Origin of the sequence: Rhodoplanes sp. (assembly GCF_013377085.1) — a bacterium.
Lineage (GTDB): Bacteria > Pseudomonadota > Alphaproteobacteria > Rhizobiales > Xanthobacteraceae > Rhodoplanes.
The window spans coordinates 1-15,825 of record NZ_JACAAX010000029.1; the positions used below are offsets into that span (position 1 = coordinate 1).

Below are 15,825 nucleotides of genomic sequence, written 5' to 3' on the forward strand. Positions count from 1 at the left end.
CCGTGAATCACAAGCCTCTCACGCTGCCAACAATTTTATGGGTCCGGACCCTAGAACAACCGACCGTTCCGATTGTGGGGGCATATTGCCGTCCTGATCATATTTGATGTCCTTACCGGCGCGTTCAATGATCTTGTCGACGTAGGCGCCCCACCGATCGAGTGCGTCCTGGCGTTCGGAAAGAAACTTGTGTCGCTGATAGACGGCTGCGACACCCGTGATCGTGCCGGCTTGGTGGTTGAGGATCTTGTCAGCCACATGCGGTGCAATCCCGAGCCCCGCCATCCCCGTCACGCAGGTTCGTCGCAAGTCGTGAAGCCGCCAGCCCGTCACTCCCGAGAGTTGGTCGAGTCGGATTTTGGCTCGACTGAAGTCACCGAAGGGCTTGGTTCCGAGCAGAGAGAAGACGTACGGCCCTTTCCGGTCTGCCTGCTCGAGCACGGCCATCGATTGCCTGGACAGGTGCACGACATGGCTCTTGGCGTTCTTGGTCCGCGAGTTCGGGAGCGTCCAAACGCGTGTTGCGAGATCCAGCTCGTCCCACTGCAAGCCGGCGATCTCTTCGCGCCGCTGCCCGGTCAGCGCCAAGAGTTCGACGATCCCCCCATATGGACCACCGATGTTTCGAGCGGAGAGAATGATCTTGGCGAGTTCATCGTCCCCCAGGACCCGGTCACGAGAGACCTCCTTCGACGGCAGCGGCACGCCTTCGGCCGGTGATTGGTCCAGAACGGCCCGGTTCACACACCAGCGTAAGAACGTCTTGATCGATTTCAGGACCTTGTTGGCGGCGACGGGAGCTCCGCGCTGTCCGATCGCCGAGACGAGCTCGACCACGTCCCGCTTGCCGATGTCATGAATGCTCCAGCCGGCCCAGACGGCACCCATCTCCCGACGCAGGAGCCTCGAGATCTCGCCGGCAGAGCGATTCTGGGACAGCCGTTGAGCGATATAGGCCTCCAGCAGGTCCTCGACGCAGTCCGCCACGATCCGTCGCTTCGACTCTCGCTTTTCGGCCGCCGGATCCCGTCCCTCGAGCTTGGCGGCGAATACCCGCTGCGCCGCCACACGCGCCTGATGAAGGGTGACGCGTCCGTATGGCCCGATGGTGTACTTCCGCAACTTGGACCCGGCACCGCCGGTCCGGTACAGTCCGATGAACACCTTCCGGCCCTTCGGCGTCACCTTGACGCCGAACCCGGGAAGACCGGTGTCCCAATGGACGGTCTCGGTCGCAGGCGTCGGCAGCGCGTCGATGGCGCTCTTGGTCAGCTTGATGCGTGGCATGGGTGGGCCTGTCCGGCGGCGCTACCCAAGCGTCATATCGGTCGCGCCACGAATGAAACGACGGGAACAAGCATGACCCGTCGTCCACATCGAAACATGCAACATCAAGGTGTCATGAACAGCCGGGAACCTTCGTCCATCGCAGGGAACCGCCGTCCCGAGAACCGCCGGGGAGAGGCGAAGCGGAGCACGCCGCAACGCCTCACGCCGCCGCCATCGCCGCCGTCACGGCCGCCACGTCGGCTTCGAGGCCGAAGGCGCGGGCGGCGTTCGTCGACACCATCTTGCGGATCTGGGCGTCGTCGTAGCCGAGCTCGAGGCACAGTTTTATGCCGCGGCGAAAACCCTCGACCGGGTGGAACACGCCGACCTGGCCGAGATCCGAGCACATGATGGTGTTGTCGACGCCGGCGGCCTCGATCTGGGCGCGCAGATCCTCGTCGGTGCGGGTCTTGAACTTCGAGCCGTCGAGGAACATGCACAGCGAGTGCTCGACGAAGGCCCCCATGGCGACGATGCCGCGCACGTCGTCGAGCGAGGCCTCGACGATGTCCTCCGGATGGGTGAAGACCAGGGTCTTTACGCCGCGCCGCTTGGCCTCCTCGAACACCACCCAGGTCTCGCTGACATGCAGGTGGCCGCTCGCCAGCGCGAGGCCGGTGCGGGCGACGATGTCGAGGATCTCCTTGGCGTCGTCGCGGACCTTGCCGTTCTCGACCACCGGCACGCCGACGGCCGGCCGCACCTTCTGGGTCGAGGCCGGATGCACCCAGCTCGACGTCTTCTCCCAGCGCAGATGGTGCTCGGCCGCGAGCGTCGGCATGAACGCGATCTTGCCGCCCATCGCGGCGGTGTGCTCGACCGCCCACGGGTTGAGCCCGCCGATCACGTTGTTGAGCACGATCGCCGAATAGATCCTGGTGCGCAGCTCGGGGAAGTTCGCCGCGATCAGCGCCGCCGTCATGACGCCCGAGTAGTCGTGATCCTTGGTGATCACGGCGGCGAAGCCGGCCTGCGAGGCCTCCCGCACCAGCGCCAGATGATCGAGGCCGCGCGGTGCGATCGACGGACCCGAATGCACGTGCGGATCGATCGCGCCGACCAGCAGGCGGTCGATGCGGTGCTCCATGGACTCTTCGGCCGTGTTGTTTCTCGTCATCCGGTGACGCTCCTGTTTCGCTCTGGTGACCGAATTCCCGCACGCGACCTGACATGCGGTTCCGTCGGGCAGAAAGCAATGCCCGAAAAGTCGAAGATCGGGTCACGGGGTCCCATATCTCCCGCCTTGTTTCGCACCGCGAACCACGGCGAGGCCGGGATCCGCGGTGCGTCCGTCGTCAAGCACGGATCATGCCTTCGCCTCGGCCTTGGACATGGACCGCGCGATCGCGGCGCCGAGGCCGAGGACCGCGAGGCAGACGGTCGGCACCAGCATGGCGGCCACCGCCGAGCCTCCCACCTTGGCCGCCCACGGCATCAGGTTCTGGGCAGCGAAACCGCCGAAATTGCCGAGCGTCGATATCGCCCCGATGCCGGCCGCCGCCCGGGCGCCGCTCAGGAAGCGCGACGGAAGCGACCAGAAGCACGGCAGGAGAAGCGAGATGCACGGCGTGCCGATCGTCAGTGCGAGGAACCGCATCCAGTTCTCCGGGACCACCGTGCTGGCGAAGAACGCGAGCACGCCGAGACCGGACAGCAGCGCCATGCCCATCAGCACGGCCTGATGCGCCCGCAGGCGCCCCGGCAGGATCATCAGGGCGATCACGGTGACGCCCCATGGCAGGGCGCTCAGGAGCCCGTTCTGCGTCCCGGTGGCACCGAAGCCCTTCACCACGGTGGGCAGCCAGTAGATGACGCCGTAGAGCGATGTCAGGATCAGCGTGTAGACGACCGACAGGAACAGCACGCGGGGATCCCACAGCACCTGCCAGATGCTGCCGTGGTCGTGCTTGGCGGCCCCTTCCCGCTGCAGGGTCTGCGCGAGCCAGGTCTTCTCGTCCGGCGACAGGAACCGCGCCTTGGCCGGCGAATCCGGCAGCATGAGGAAGATGACGACGCCCATCACGACGGCCGGCAGGCCGGTGACGATGAAGACCCACTGCCACCCGGCAAGCCCGAGGGTGCCGTCGAGATCGAGCAGCGGCCCGGACAGGAGCGAGCCGAACATGTTGCCGAAGGCGCTGCCGAGCGTGACGATCCCCATCACGCGGACCCGCCAGGCCTGCGGAAACCACAGGGTGGTGAAGAAGATGATGCCCGGATAGGCCCCCGCCTCGGCGACGCCGAGCAGGAAGCGCAGCACCGTGAACATGGTCTCGGAGGTCGTCCACGCCATCACGACCGTGACGACGCCCCAGCTCAGCAGGATGCGCGAGATCCACTTGCGCGCCCCGAACCGGTTCACCGCGAGCGTGCTCGGGATCTCGAACACCAGATAGCCGATGAAGAAGAGCGATGCGGCGAGGCCATAGGCCTGCTCGGAGATGCCGAGGTCGCGCACCATCTGAAGCTTGGCGAAGCCGATATTGGCCCGGTCGATGACCGCGGTCAGGTAGGCCAGCATCAACAGCGGCATGACCCGCCAGAGGACGCGTGACATCGCGTCCTGCTGCTCGGTCGTTGCCAGCATACTCATCACGAAGACTCCTTTTGTTCTGCTTCGATGCGCGTGTCGCGGCGCATCGTCGGGCTGCCGCGGACGCCGGCTCGCACCGGCGTCCGCGGCTCTCGCGGTCGGAACCAGCCGGGGGGACGCGGGTTTCGCGCCCGGCGGCTGTGGGGGTCGGATCGCCGGCGGGGAGCCGGCGTCAGGCCGGGATGTGGCGGCGCCAATTGTCCTGGCGCAGCGGCATCTCGGCGAAAGTCTTGCGACGGTCGGCGGCGCGGCCGATCAGGTCGCGCGCCGTCACGTCCTTGCGGGCCAGATAGGCGTCGAGCTCGGCGAGCGAGTCGGACAGCACCTCGAAGCCTCGCAGCATCACGGCCGACGACATCTCGACCGCGCAGGCGCCGGCCAGCATCATGCGGGCGACGTCGAGGCCCGACTGCGCGCCGTTGGTGCCGATCAGCGGCTTGTCGGCGCCGAGCTTTCCGCGCGACAGCGCCAGCCACTGGCAGGTCAGCGGCATGTTCCAGTGGCCGCCGACGCCGAGCGTGGTGCCGAGCATCGGCTCGAAGGTCTCGACGTCGGGGATCAGGCCGAGCGAGCGGCCGGCCATGACCACGGCCTCGCCGCCGGCCGCGAAGGCCGCCGCCGCGAGCTCGGGCACGCGTTCGCTCTGGCCCGTGATCTTGATCCACAGCGGGATCGTCACGGCGGCCCGCACGGCCGACACGATGGTGGTGATGCGGGCCGGATCGAGCTCGGTCGACACCGCCCCCTTGGCGGCCTGGCTCGCATAGGGCGTGCCGATGTTCAGCTCGAGCACGCGCACCCCGGCCTGCTCGACCTGGCGGGCCATCGCCACGGCGGTCTCCAGCTCGGCCAGGATCAGGCTCGCGACGGCGTACGAATCGTAGGAGCGCGCCTCGCGGTCCAGCATCGCGGTCTGCTCCAGCCAGACCTCGAAGGATTGCGGCGTGAGACCCGACCGACAGGCGACGAAGGCGTGCGCCGGCGCCTCCTTGTCCCACGGAATCGGCCGCCAGTGGTCGTCCAGCACCATGTACTCGGCGCACTGGAGCTGATGTCGCGCCGCCTGCGATTCGTTGGTCGACTTGACCACCACGGCACCGACGCCGGCCCGCAACGCACGCCGCACGCCGTCCGCCTCGATCAGATGCTCGGCCGATCCCGCGATCAGCGGGTTTTTCAGCGGGACCCGCCCGACCGACGTCCTCGACGCTCCGTTCATATCGCTTTTCTCCCGAACCAAATCATGTGTCTCGCGCGTCACGCCGTCTGGTGTCTCGCCGCACGGACCGCGCCGTCCGACGCGGGGCCGCCGTGACCGAGCTGGCGCGAGATCCGGCTGCTCGCGTCCTTCAGGGCGGCGATCACGGCCGGGGCCGGCCGGTCCGGCAGATGCTGAATCGAGCCGACGATCGCCAGCGCCGCGGCGCAGCCGTCCTGATCGTCGAACACCGGAGTCGCGATCGTGTTGATCCCCAGAACGACCTCTTCGGGCGCCGACGCGAAGCCGCATGTCCGGATCCGGCTCAGCTCGTCGTCCAGCCGCTCCGGATCCACCACGGTTTTCGACGTGAACGGCTGCAGCGCGCGGGCGAGCATGCGCACCTGGACGGGACGCGGCGCGAAGGCGAGCAGGACCTTGCCCTGCGCCGACGCGTGAAACGACAGCTCGCTGCCGGCCCGCACGCCGATGGCGATCGGCGAGGCGCCCGCCAGGGTGGTCAGCACGAGGGCGCCGCGCGGCGTCATCGACGACAGGACGACCGTCTGCCCGAGGGCATCGCGCAGGGCCCGCATCGGTCCGGCCGCCACCTGCACGATGTCGGCGTCCGGGGCGAGGGCGGCGAGCAGCCGGCACTTCGGGCCGATGGCATAGCGCGCCGTCGCCGGGTTCTGCGCCAGATAGCCGTGATCCGTGAAGGTCTGAAGGTGGCGATGGACGGACCCTTTGGTCACCTTCAGACGGTCGGCGATCTGGGTCACGCCCCACTCCTGGTCGGAGAAGACGACGACCTCGAGGACGCCGAGCGCGAGCTCGAGCGAACGGACTCCCGTGCCGACACGCTCCCTCGCCATCTCTCCTGCTCCGCCAGATCGGCCGCGACGACGGGCATCCTGTTGTTCGCAACCGCGATACGTCGTATGCCATATGATAGCTCGGGCCGATTTCGAATCAACACGTGATCCAGTCCGGCCGGAGATACCTCTTGCGCGCTGAAGTCATGTTGACAGTCAGGTCGGCCCCGCGCTCTAATCGTACAGAAGACGCTGTTCCGTATACGCAAACACCAAACAGCCAAGGCAGCGGCGGGCCGAGACGTGGCGAAGCCGGACCGGTGCGACGGGCGCTTGTGTCCCGATCGACCTCCGTCAGCGACGACCGAACCGACCAGCCGCCAGCCCAGGCACCACGACACAGGATTCGCGAATGACAGTCCGGCATGATCCGTCGACGTTCCGGCGCCGGCTCGCGACCGGCGAGAAGCTGGTCGGCACCTTCATCAAGACGCCGACCGGCCATGCGGTCGAAATCTTCGGCGCCCTCGCCTACGACTTCGTGGTGCTCGACGAGGAGCACGCGCCGTTCGATCGCGGCGCCATCGACCAGGCCGTGGTCGCGGCGCGCGCCGCCGGCATCGCGGCGCTGGTGCGGGTCGCCTCGGCGACGCCGTCGAACCTGATGTCGGTGCTCGACTGCGGCGCCACCGGCGTGCTGGTGCCGCATGTCGCCAGCGTCGAGTCGGCCCGCGCGGTCGCGGCCGCCTGCCGCTATCGCGGCGGCAATCGCGGCTTCTCCAACTCGCCGCGCGCCGGCGACTATGGCGGGCTCGGCATGTGGGAGCATGTCGATCGTTGCGACGCCATCACCACCGTGGTGGCGCAGATCGAGGATCCGCAGGCGCTCGACCAGGTCGACGCCATCGCCCGGGTCGAAGGCATCGATGCGCTGTTCATCGGCCGCGGCGACCTCGCCGTCGCCATGGGAGCGAAGGGCTCCGATGCGCCGGAGGTGCGTGATGCCGCTGCGCGCATCGCCGCCGCCGGCAAGGCCGCCGGCAAGCCCGTGATGGTGTTCACCGGCGGCGCCGCGGACGCCACGGCGATGCGCAAGCTCGGCGCCAGCGCCTTCGTGGTCTCGTCCGACCAGGGCCTGATGCGCCAGGCGGCCGCCAAGGCGCTCGCCGATCTCGGATCAATCGACTGACTGAACGACTGAACGACGTGCGGGCCGGCCGCACGCGAAGGAGGATCACCATGAGCGGAGCAGCACGGGCAGCAACCCATGCGCGCTTGTTCGAAAGCGAGCCGCAACTCACCGACGCAGACGGAACGAAGCACTGGATCACGCGGGCGGCGAACTTCGCCGTGGTGGTGACCGAGGCCGCGAAAGGCGCCGTGCTGGCGCGCGCCGACCAAGCCGACGAGTACATGCTGCTGCTGCCGGCCGGCAGCGAGGCGACCGTCGAGGCCGGCCCGGAGCGGATCACCGCGTCGGGTGACAGCCTCACCATCGTGCCGCCGGGCCAGAGCCGCATCACGGTGGCGAAGTCGGCCCGCATCGTGCGGGTGTTCTCCAACACGGCCGCCGACATCGTCGCCGCCGCCGGCAATGCCGGAACTTACGCGGACGGCGCGCCCGAGGTGGCTGCGCTGGTGCCCTGGCCGGCCCCGGTCGGCGGCTTCAAGCTGCGCCACTACCGGCTCGCGGACCATCCGAGCAAGGACCCGAGCCCGCTGAAGATGCGGGTGTTCCAGTCGTCCAACCTGATGATCAACGTGTTCGAGCGCTGGCCGTCGCCGCGCGACGAGCGCAAGCTGAGCCCGCACTCGCACGACGACTTCGAGCAGGTGTCGCTCGGCCTCGAAGGCGCCTTCACGCATCACCTGCGCTACCCGTGGACGCCCGAAAAGGCGGCCTGGCGCGAGGACGAGCACGCGCATTATGCGGCGAGCCCCTCCGTGCTGGTGATTCCGGCGCGCGTGGTCCACACCAGCCAAAACGTCGGCGCGGGGATCGCGTGGCTGATCGACGTGTTCGGCCCGCCGCGCGTCGACTTCGCCGCGAAGCCCGGCTTCGTCGTCAACGGCGCGGACTATCCCCTGCCGGCCGGCGCCTGAGGTTCGACGCCGGCACGGTCTTGGACGCCGACGGCACGCCGAGAAAGCGATCTCGGCCGGTCGTCGGCGCCGGGCCGTGATATTGGCCTCCCCCACCAGTCGGCCTTGAATATCAGCCGTCACACACTCCGACTCGTCATACGCGGGCTCGACCCGCGTATCCATCGCTTGAAAAAGAGCTTCTTTCGAATATCGATGGATTGCCGGGTCAAGCCCGGCAATGACGGTGGAGGTCGAGGACAACGAATTCTGGTATAAGGTTCAGCTCGGCGACTTGACCAAAGGAGCCCAGCGTGACCGCGTCGAAGCTGCGCATTCTGCTCGCCGACGACCATCCGGTCGTGCTGGCCGGCATCAAGGCGCTGCTGGTGGCGGAGCCCGGGCTGGAGATCGTCGGGGAGGCTCGCAACGGCCGCACCGCGCTCAAGATGGCCATCGAGCTGGCGCCCGACGTCGCCGTGCTCGACCTGTCGATGCCGGGCCTGAACGGAATCGACGTCGCCCGCGAAATCCACGAGGCCTGCCCCGGCTGCAAGGTCCTGGCGCTCACGGTCCACGAGGACGGCGCCTATCTGCGCCAGTTGCTCGAGGTGGGCGGCGTCGGCTACGTGCTGAAGCGGTCGGCGGGCGAGGAGCTGCTCCGCGCCATCACCGTGATCGCAGCCGGGGGTGTGTATCTCGATCCGGCGATCCGCACCCGGGTCGGCGGCCAGAGCCCCGCAAAGCCGGTCGGTGGCCAGAGCCCGCCCAAGCAGGGCGGCGCCGGGGCTCCGCCCGATCCCGACCTCAGCGAGCGGGAGATCCGGGTGCTTCGGCTCACGGCGGCGGGCTACAGCAACAAGACGATCGCCGACAGGCTCCAGATCGCCGTGAAGACCGTCGAGACCTACAAGGCCCGGGCGATGGGCAAGCTCGGCTTCCACACCCGCGTCGAGGTGGTGCGCTATGCGCTCGGAAAGAACTGGCTGATCGAGGAGTGATGCCGGTCTTCGTTGTCCTCGACCTTCATCGTCATTGCCGGGCTTGACCCCATAGGCGCCAACTTGACGAGTGAAGTGACGATTCCCGGTCTTGGTCGTTCCGGGGCGCGGCCGGCAGGCCGCGAGCCCGGAACCCATAACCCCGGTCTGTGTGTATGGATTCCGGGCTCGCCGCGGAGCCTGTCATCGGGCCGGCCGAAGGCCGGACCCGTTGGCGGCGCCCCGGAATGACGGAGTGTCGGGGCCTCGGCACAGCACTAACCTAGCGCCTATGGGGCTTGACCCGGCAATCCATCGAACTTCGAAAGAAGCTCTTCTTTTGAGCGATGGATACGCGGGTCGAGCCCGCGCATGACGAGTCGGAGCTTGCGAAAACTGGTGAGGGGCGCCTGCCCCGGCCCCGGCCGGCGGGTCCGCATCCCGTCCTGGACGCCGCTGCCGCGCCGGAATACTTCTAAGAAATAATAAAATCATTGCCGCGGCTCGGCGTTCGAGGGTTCCCCATGCATGACGGAGCTGGCCAAGGCGAGCCCCCCATCCCTGTGGCCGTTGACCTGACCAGTTGCGACCGGGAGCCCATCCACGTCCCCGGCGCGATCCAGCCGCACGGGCTGCTCTTCGCCTTCACGGAAGGCGACCTGCGGACCGTCAGCGTCAGCGCCAACCTGCCGGATCTGCTCGGCATCCGCCCCGACGATCTGGTCGGCCGGCCGATCGACGCCGCCTTCGATGCGGACAGCCACGCGCGCCTGCGCGCCGTGCTGCGGCAGACCGAAGGCACGGCCGGCACCCCGGTCGCCATGCAGTTCCGGGCCGGCGGCGACGCCGGGCTCGACGGGGTCGTGCACCGGAACGACGGGCTGGTCCTCCTCGAGCTCGAGCCGCGCGGTCCCGAAAGCGAAGGGGCGCACGCCTTCTTCCGCCGCACCAGCGGGGCGATCCGGCGCCTGCAGGCCGCCCGCACGCTCACCGACGCCTGCGCGGCCGCGGCCCGCGAGGTGCGCAACATCACCGGCTTCGACCGGGTGAAGATCTACCGGTTCGCCTCGGACTTCAGCGGCGAGGTGATCGCCGAGAGCCGTGACGAGGCGATCGAATCCTTCCTCGGGCTGCACTTCCCGCCGTCCGACATCCCGGCCCAGGCGCGCGCGCTCTACACGCTCAACCCGATCCGGATCATCCCGGACATCGACTACCGCCCGGCCCTGATGGTGCCGAACCGTCATCCCACCACCGGGCGGCCGATCGACCTGAGCTTCGCGGTGCTGCGCAGCGTGTCGCCGATCCATCTCGAATACATGCGCAACATGGGCATTCGCGGCACCATGTCGATCTCGATCCTGCGCGGCGATCGCCTGTGGGGCCTGATCGCCTGCCACAACCGGTTGCCGCGCCATGTCGGCCACGATGCGCGCCAGGCCTGCGAGATGGTCGCCCAGGTGCTCGCCTGGCAGATCGGCGTGATGGAGGAGGATGCCGTCACGCGCCACAGCCTGAAGGGCAAGGCTATCCAGCGCCGCCTGCTCGGCGACATGGAGCAGATGCGCGACCATCGGGCCGGCCTGATCGGCAACAGCGAGGCGTTGCTCGACCTGATGGGCGCCTCCGGCCTGTGCCTCTATGGGCGCGATGCGGTGACGACCATCGGCCGGACTCCGTCGATCGCGGCCATCGAGCGCCTGGTCGATTGGGCGATCCGGGCCGACGGCGCCGAGCTGTTCCAGACCGATCGCCTGCCGACGCTGCTTCCGGAGGCGACCGCCTATGCGGACGTCGCCTCCGGCGTGCTCGCCGTGCCGTTGTCGCGCTCGCCCCCGCGCCGCGTCATGCTGTGGTTTCGCCCGGAGGTGACGCAGACCGTTCGCTGGGGCGGCAACCCGGAAAAACCGGTCGAGCGGGAGCCGAACGGCGGCCGGCTGCAGCCGCGAAAATCCTTCGCCGCCTGGACCGAGGAGTCGCGCGGCCGCGCGGTGCCGTGGCAGCCGCACGAGATCGTCGCGGCGGTCGAGCTGCGCGAGCTCGTCATCGACGTCATCCTGCGCAAGGCCGAGGAGCTGGAGAGCGTCAACACCCAGCTCGCCCGCAGCAACGAGGAGCTCGAATCCTTCGCCTATGTGGCGTCGCACGATCTCAAGGAGCCGTTGCGCCACATCGAGGCCTTCGCCGGGCTGCTCGGGGAAACCATCCGCCAGACCGGCGACGCGCGGCTCGACGCCATGGTGGGCGGCATCGAGAGCTCGTCGCGGCGCCTGCGCAACCTGATCAACGACCTCGCCGAGTTCTCGCGCCTCGGCCGCCACGCCCAGCCGCTCGCCCCGGCGTCCCTGGGCGAGATCGCCCAGGAGGTGATGGCCGACCTGCGGCAGCGCATCGAGGAGGCGCGGGCGACGGTGCGGTGCGAGGCCCTGCCCACCGTGCTGTGCGACCGCAACCAGATGCGCCAGGTGCTGCAGAACCTGCTGTCCAACGCGCTCAAGTACCGGCACCCCGAGCGACCCTGCGAGATCCGCATCTTCGCCCAGGTCGAAAACGGCAAGCCGCATCGCGAGGTGGGGACCGACGCGTTCGTGCGCGTCTTCGTCGCCGACAACGGCATCGGCTTCGATCCGAAATATGCCGAGCAGGTGTTCGAGCCGTTCCAGCGCCTGCACGGGCCGGACGAGTACGAGGGCAGCGGCATCGGCCTGGCGATCTGCCGCAAGATCATCCAGCGTCACGGCGGCAAGGTCGGGGTCGAGACGGCACCGAACGAAGGCGCGACCTTCTGGTTCTCGCTGCCGCTGCCCGCCGGCCAGGACGGCGCGGAGCAGGTGTGACCATGGGCGACCAGATCGTGCCGGACGAGGGCAACGCCGCAGCCGTGGACCTGACGAGCTGCGACCGGGAGCCGATCCACGTTCCGGGCGGCATCCAGCCGCACGGGGTCCTGCTCGCATTCGTCGAGCCGGAGCTGCGCCCGGTGTCGGTCAGCGCCGACATCGAGGCGTTCACGGGCCTGCTTCCCCAGGCAGTGCTGAATGCTCCGCTCGCGACCTGCATGACCGAGGCGAGCGTCGCCCGGTTGAGCGCCGTGCTCGCCGGCGACGATCTCGCGGCGGCGAACCCGATCGCGATCGCGCTGCGCACGCCGGCGGGAGTGCGCGACGTCGACGGCATCGTCCATCGCCACGACGGTCTCACCATCCTGGAGCTCGAGCCGCGCGACGAGGAGCAGCGCCCGTCCGGCTCGTTCTTCCGCAGCATCCGGACGGCGATCCGGCGGCTGCAGACGGCCGTCGATCTGAAGGCGGCCTGCGAGATCGCCGCGCACGAGGTACGCCGCATCACCGGCTTCGACCGGGTGAAGATCTATCGCTTCGCCGCCGACTGGAGCGGCCAGGTGATCGCCGAGGAGCGCGGCGGCGGCATCCCGTCGCTCTACGACTTCCATTTTCCCGCCTCCGACATCCCGGCCCAGTCGCGCGCCCTCTACACGTCCAACCCGGTCCGGATCATCCCGGACATCGGCTATCGGCCGTCGCCGCTGGTGCCCGACCGCAACCCGGTCACGGGCGGGCCGATCGACCTGAGCTTCGCGGTGCTGCGCAGCGTCTCGCCCGTGCATATCGAGTACATGGTCAACATGGCCGTCCACGGCGCCATGTCGGTGTCGATCGTGCGCGACGGGCGGCTGTGGGGCCTGATCTCCTGCCACAACACGTTGCCGCGCTTCGTCTCCTTCGAGGTTCGCCAGGCCTGCGAGCTGATCGCCCAGGTGCTGACCTGGCAGATCGCCGTGCTGGAGGAGGCCGAGATCGTCCGCCACAGCGTGCGGGTGCGTGCCGTCCAGCAGCGGCTGCTGCACGGTCTCGGCGGCAGGAAGGACCTGCATGCCGGGCTGATCCGCGGCGGCGACGAGATGCTGGCGCTGATGAGCGCGGCGGGGTTCGCGCTATCCGGCTTCGACGGGGTCACCACCTATGGCCAGACGCTCTCGGAGCCCGAGATCACGGCGCTGGTCGCCTGGCTGGCGCGCATCGACTCCCGCGACGTGTTCGACACCGACTGCCTCGCCGCCGTTCATCCCGCCTCGGCGGGCAATCCCGAGACGGTCAGCGGCGTGCTGGCGGTTCCGCTCGGCCGTGCCTCGACCTATTTCATGCTGTGGTTCCGCCCGGAGGTGGCCCAGACGGTGACCTGGGGCGGCGATCCCCACAAGCCGGTGCGCATCGGCCCGCTCGGCGAGCGGCTGCAGACGCGCGCCTCCTTCGACGCCTGGCGCGAGGTGGTGCGCGGCCGCTCGCGCCTGTGGCAGCCGCACGAGATCGTCGCCGCCATCGAGATCCGCGATCTCGTCGTCGACGTCATCCTCAGCAAGGCCGAGGAGCTCGAAGGCGTCAACCGCCAGCTCGCCCGCAGCAACGACGAGCTCGAATCCTTCGCCTATGTGGCGTCGCACGACCTCAAGGAGCCGCTGCGCCACATCGAGGCGTTCGCCGGGCTGCTGAAGGAATCGCTGCCGGCGGACTCCGAGGGACGCCTCGGTGACATGGTCGGCGGCATCGAGACCTCGTCGCGGCGGCTGCGCGCCCTCATCAACGACCTCGCCGAGTACTCGCGGGTCGGGCGGCAGGCGCGCCCGCTGGCGGCGGTGCCGCTGGACGAGGTTCTGGCCGACGTGCTCGCCGACCTCCGGCCGGTGTTGGAGGAGACCGGGGCGACCGTGTCGGCGACGGCTCTGCCCGAGGTGCTGTGCGATCGAAGCCAAATCCGGCAGGTGCTGCAGAACCTGATCTCGAACGCGCTCAAGTATCGCCATCCGGACCGCTCTCCGGCGATCACGGTCGACGGCGTCGTGGAGGCCGGCGCTGCGAGCGAGATCGATCGCGGCCCCGCGGCCGAGCCGGTTCGGCGCGTGCGGATCGTCATCGCCGACAACGGCATCGGCTTCGACGAGAAATACCGCGAGCAGATCTTCGAGCCGTTCCAGCGGCTGCACGGCCCCGACGAATACGAGGGGACCGGCATCGGCCTGGCGATCTGCCGCAAGATCGTGCAGCGCCACGGCGGATCGATCTCGGCCGCCAGCCGGGCCGACATCGGCTCCACATTCACGTTCACGCTGCCGATGCGCAGCCTCGACGACGACGGAGATCTGGGTCGATGAGCCGCGATGTCGCGCTGCCGACCATTCTGGTCGCCGAGGACCACAACCACGACAAGTTCATCCTGACCGAGGTCTTCTCGCGCGCCGGCATCCGGGCGGATCTCCGCTTCGTCAACGACGGCGAGCAGATGCTCGACTATCTGTATCGGCGCGGTCCGTTCGCCGCGCCCGGCGCCGCGATCATGCCGACCCTGGTGCTGCTCGACCTCAACATGCCGCGGCTGGACGGCCGCAAGGTCATCCGCATCCTGCGCGCCGACGAGACCTTGCGGCATCTGCCCGTGATCGCGCTGTCCACGTCGGAAAGCCCGAAGCACATCACCGAGGCCTACGCGATCGGCATCAACGCCTATCTGGTCAAGCCGGCCAACATTCCCGACTATGTCGCCAAGGTCTCGTCCCTGTGGGACTTCTGGATGAGGACCGCGTCGCTGCCGACCGTGGACGTGAAGCCGTGAGCGAGACGCCGCGTGCCCTGCTCGTCGACGACGCCGAGATCGAGTATCTCACGTTCGAGCGAATGCTGCGCCGGGTGACGGGGCCGACGCGGGCGCTCGACTGGGCACGGAGCTACGCCGAGGGGTTGGCGGCGATCGCGCGGGGCGGGCACGACATCTATTTCGTCGACATTCGGCTCGGGCCCGACAGCGGCCTCGGCCTGATCCGCGAGGCGCGCCGGCGCGGCGTGCTGAAGCCGATGATCGTGCTGACCGGCTACGGCAGCGACGAGGTGGACCGCGCCGCGACCGAGGCCGGCGCCAACGACTATCTGGTCAAGGGCGAGTTCGACCACGTTCTGCTGGAGCGCACGATCCGCTACGCGGAGCGCAACGCCCGCGATCTCGCCGAGCTCGACCGCCGGCTGGCGGAGAGCGAGGCGGCGGCGCGCGAGCTGACGGAGCAGAGAGAACGCCGCGCGCTGGCGGAGGCCGAGCTCTCCGAGGTCCTGCGGCGCACCGTCGACGAGCAGGAGAGCGAGCGCCAGCGCGTCGCCCGCGAGCTCCACGACAGCTTCGGACAGTCCCTGACCTTGCTGCAGCTCGGGCTCGATTCGGTGACCCGCGGGCTGGCCGCCGGCACCGACATCCGGCAGGAGATCGCGTCGCTGAAGGATCTGACGGTCCGGATCAGCGAGGAGGTGAACCACCTCGCCTGGGAGCTTCGCCCGACGGCGCTCGACGATCTCGGCCTGCAGGAGGCCATTCGCCAGGTGCCGGCCGAGTGGCAGTCGCGCTGCGACCTCGCCTTCGAGCTGCACCTCGCCCTCGACCGGCGGCTGCCGCCCGGCGTGGACAGCGCGCTGTATCGCGTCCTGCAGGAGGCGATCACCAACATCGTCCGGCACGCCGCCGCCACCCGGGTCGGGATCATTCTCGACAGCACGCCCGACGGCGTCCGCATGATCGTCGAGGACGACGGATGCGGCTTTGCGGCCGACGATGCCGGCCGCGCCGAACCGCCGGCGCGGCGGCTCGGCCTGCTCGGGATCCGCGAGCGGCTGTCGCTGGTCGGCGGCGCGCTGGAGATCGAATCGAGCCCCGGCCGGGGCACCACGCTGTTCGCCCGCGTGCCGCTCTGATTCGGCGGAGAGCCGGGATCGCGGCGGATCGGCGGACGCGGGGCCGCGGCCTCGGTTGCGGCGGCAAAGGCCGCGCGGCGAC

12 protein-coding genes are annotated in these 15,825 nt (G+C 69.0%); 7 read left to right on the plus strand and 5 right to left on the minus strand.

Features of this window, described 5'->3' with window-relative positions:
• Positions 1-18: 18 nt before the first annotated feature.
• The 5 genes from HXX10_RS18975 to HXX10_RS18995 form a co-directional block, all read right to left on the minus strand.
• Positions 19-1,287: a site-specific integrase gene (locus HXX10_RS18975; protein ID WP_296524379.1), complete on the minus strand. Its 1,269-nt coding sequence runs from the start codon at positions 1,285-1,287 to the stop codon at positions 19-21.
• Between the two features lie 202 nt (positions 1,288-1,489).
• On the minus strand, positions 1,490-2,446 hold the full coding sequence (locus tag HXX10_RS18980) for a DUF6282 family protein (protein WP_296524380.1): 957 nt from the start codon (positions 2,444-2,446) through the stop codon (positions 1,490-1,492).
• A 189-nt stretch (positions 2,447-2,635) separates the two neighbouring features.
• The gene (locus tag HXX10_RS18985) at positions 2,636-3,922 is read right to left on the minus strand and encodes an MFS transporter (RefSeq protein WP_296524381.1); all 1,287 of its coding nucleotides are present in this window, start codon (positions 3,920-3,922) and stop codon (positions 2,636-2,638) included.
• Positions 3,923-4,094: 172 nt separating this feature from the next.
• Positions 4,095-5,141, minus strand: a complete 1,047-nt coding sequence (locus tag HXX10_RS18990) for a tRNA-dihydrouridine synthase (RefSeq protein WP_296524382.1) — start codon at positions 5,139-5,141, stop codon at positions 4,095-4,097.
• A gap of 38 nt (positions 5,142-5,179) precedes the next feature.
• A complete protein-coding gene (locus HXX10_RS18995; protein WP_296524383.1) occupies positions 5,180-5,995 on the minus strand; it encodes an IclR family transcriptional regulator in 816 nt (271 codons plus the stop codon).
• 352 nt (positions 5,996-6,347) lie between these two features.
• On the opposite strand from HXX10_RS18995, the gene HXX10_RS19000 reads away from it, so the two are divergent.
• The 7 genes from HXX10_RS19000 to HXX10_RS19030 all read left to right on the plus strand — a co-directional run bounded on the left by HXX10_RS19000 (position 6,348) and on the right by HXX10_RS19030 (position 15,743).
• A complete protein-coding gene (locus HXX10_RS19000; protein WP_296524384.1) occupies positions 6,348-7,124 on the plus strand; it encodes an aldolase/citrate lyase family protein in 777 nt (258 codons plus the stop codon).
• Between the two features lie 50 nt (positions 7,125-7,174).
• On the plus strand, positions 7,175-8,038 hold the full coding sequence (locus HXX10_RS19005; protein WP_296524385.1) for a hypothetical protein: 864 nt from the start codon (positions 7,175-7,177) through the stop codon (positions 8,036-8,038).
• Positions 8,039-8,331: 293 nt separating this feature from the next.
• Positions 8,332-9,018: a response regulator transcription factor gene (locus HXX10_RS19010; RefSeq protein WP_296524386.1), complete on the plus strand. Its 687-nt coding sequence runs from the start codon at positions 8,332-8,334 to the stop codon at positions 9,016-9,018.
• 542 nt (positions 9,019-9,560) lie between these two features.
• Positions 9,561-11,834: an ATP-binding protein gene (locus HXX10_RS19015; RefSeq protein WP_296524387.1), complete on the plus strand. Its 2,274-nt coding sequence runs from the start codon at positions 9,561-9,563 to the stop codon at positions 11,832-11,834.
• Between the two features lie 2 nt (positions 11,835-11,836).
• The gene (locus HXX10_RS19020) at positions 11,837-14,164 is read left to right on the plus strand and encodes an ATP-binding protein (protein WP_296524388.1); all 2,328 of its coding nucleotides are present in this window, start codon (positions 11,837-11,839) and stop codon (positions 14,162-14,164) included.
• Positions 14,161-14,622 carry a response regulator gene (locus HXX10_RS19025; protein ID WP_296524389.1) on the plus strand — a complete coding sequence of 154 codons (462 nt, stop codon included), beginning with the start codon at positions 14,161-14,163 and terminating at the stop codon, positions 14,620-14,622. Before HXX10_RS19020 ends, HXX10_RS19025 begins: the two co-directional genes overlap by 4 nt.
• Positions 14,619-15,743 (plus strand): ATP-binding protein, encoded by a 1,125-nt coding sequence (locus tag HXX10_RS19030; RefSeq protein ID WP_296524390.1) that lies wholly within the window; start codon positions 14,619-14,621, stop codon positions 15,741-15,743. The genes HXX10_RS19025 and HXX10_RS19030 overlap by 4 nt, the downstream gene beginning before the upstream one ends.
• Positions 15,744-15,825: the final 82 nt, after the last annotated feature.

Coding starts and splice junctions, on each gene's coding strand:
- HXX10_RS18980 (WP_296524380.1), bottom strand. CDS start 2,446: ATGACGAGAAACAACACGGCCGAAGAGTCCATGGAGCACCGCATCGAC.
- HXX10_RS19000 (WP_296524384.1), top strand. CDS start 6,348: ATGACAGTCCGGCATGATCCGTCGACGTTCCGGCGCCGGCTCGCGACC.
- HXX10_RS18985 (WP_296524381.1), bottom strand. CDS start 3,922: ATGAGTATGCTGGCAACGACCGAGCAGCAGGACGCGATGTCACGCGTC.
- HXX10_RS19020 (WP_296524388.1), top strand. CDS start 11,837: ATGGGCGACCAGATCGTGCCGGACGAGGGCAACGCCGCAGCCGTGGAC.
- HXX10_RS18995 (WP_296524383.1), bottom strand. CDS start 5,995: ATGGCGAGGGAGCGTGTCGGCACGGGAGTCCGTTCGCTCGAGCTCGCG.
- HXX10_RS19025 (WP_296524389.1), top strand. CDS start 14,161: ATGAGCCGCGATGTCGCGCTGCCGACCATTCTGGTCGCCGAGGACCAC.
- HXX10_RS19005 (WP_296524385.1), top strand. CDS start 7,175: ATGAGCGGAGCAGCACGGGCAGCAACCCATGCGCGCTTGTTCGAAAGC.
- HXX10_RS18975 (WP_296524379.1), bottom strand. CDS start 1,287: ATGCCACGCATCAAGCTGACCAAGAGCGCCATCGACGCGCTGCCGACG.
- HXX10_RS18990 (WP_296524382.1), bottom strand. CDS start 5,141: ATGAACGGAGCGTCGAGGACGTCGGTCGGGCGGGTCCCGCTGAAAAAC.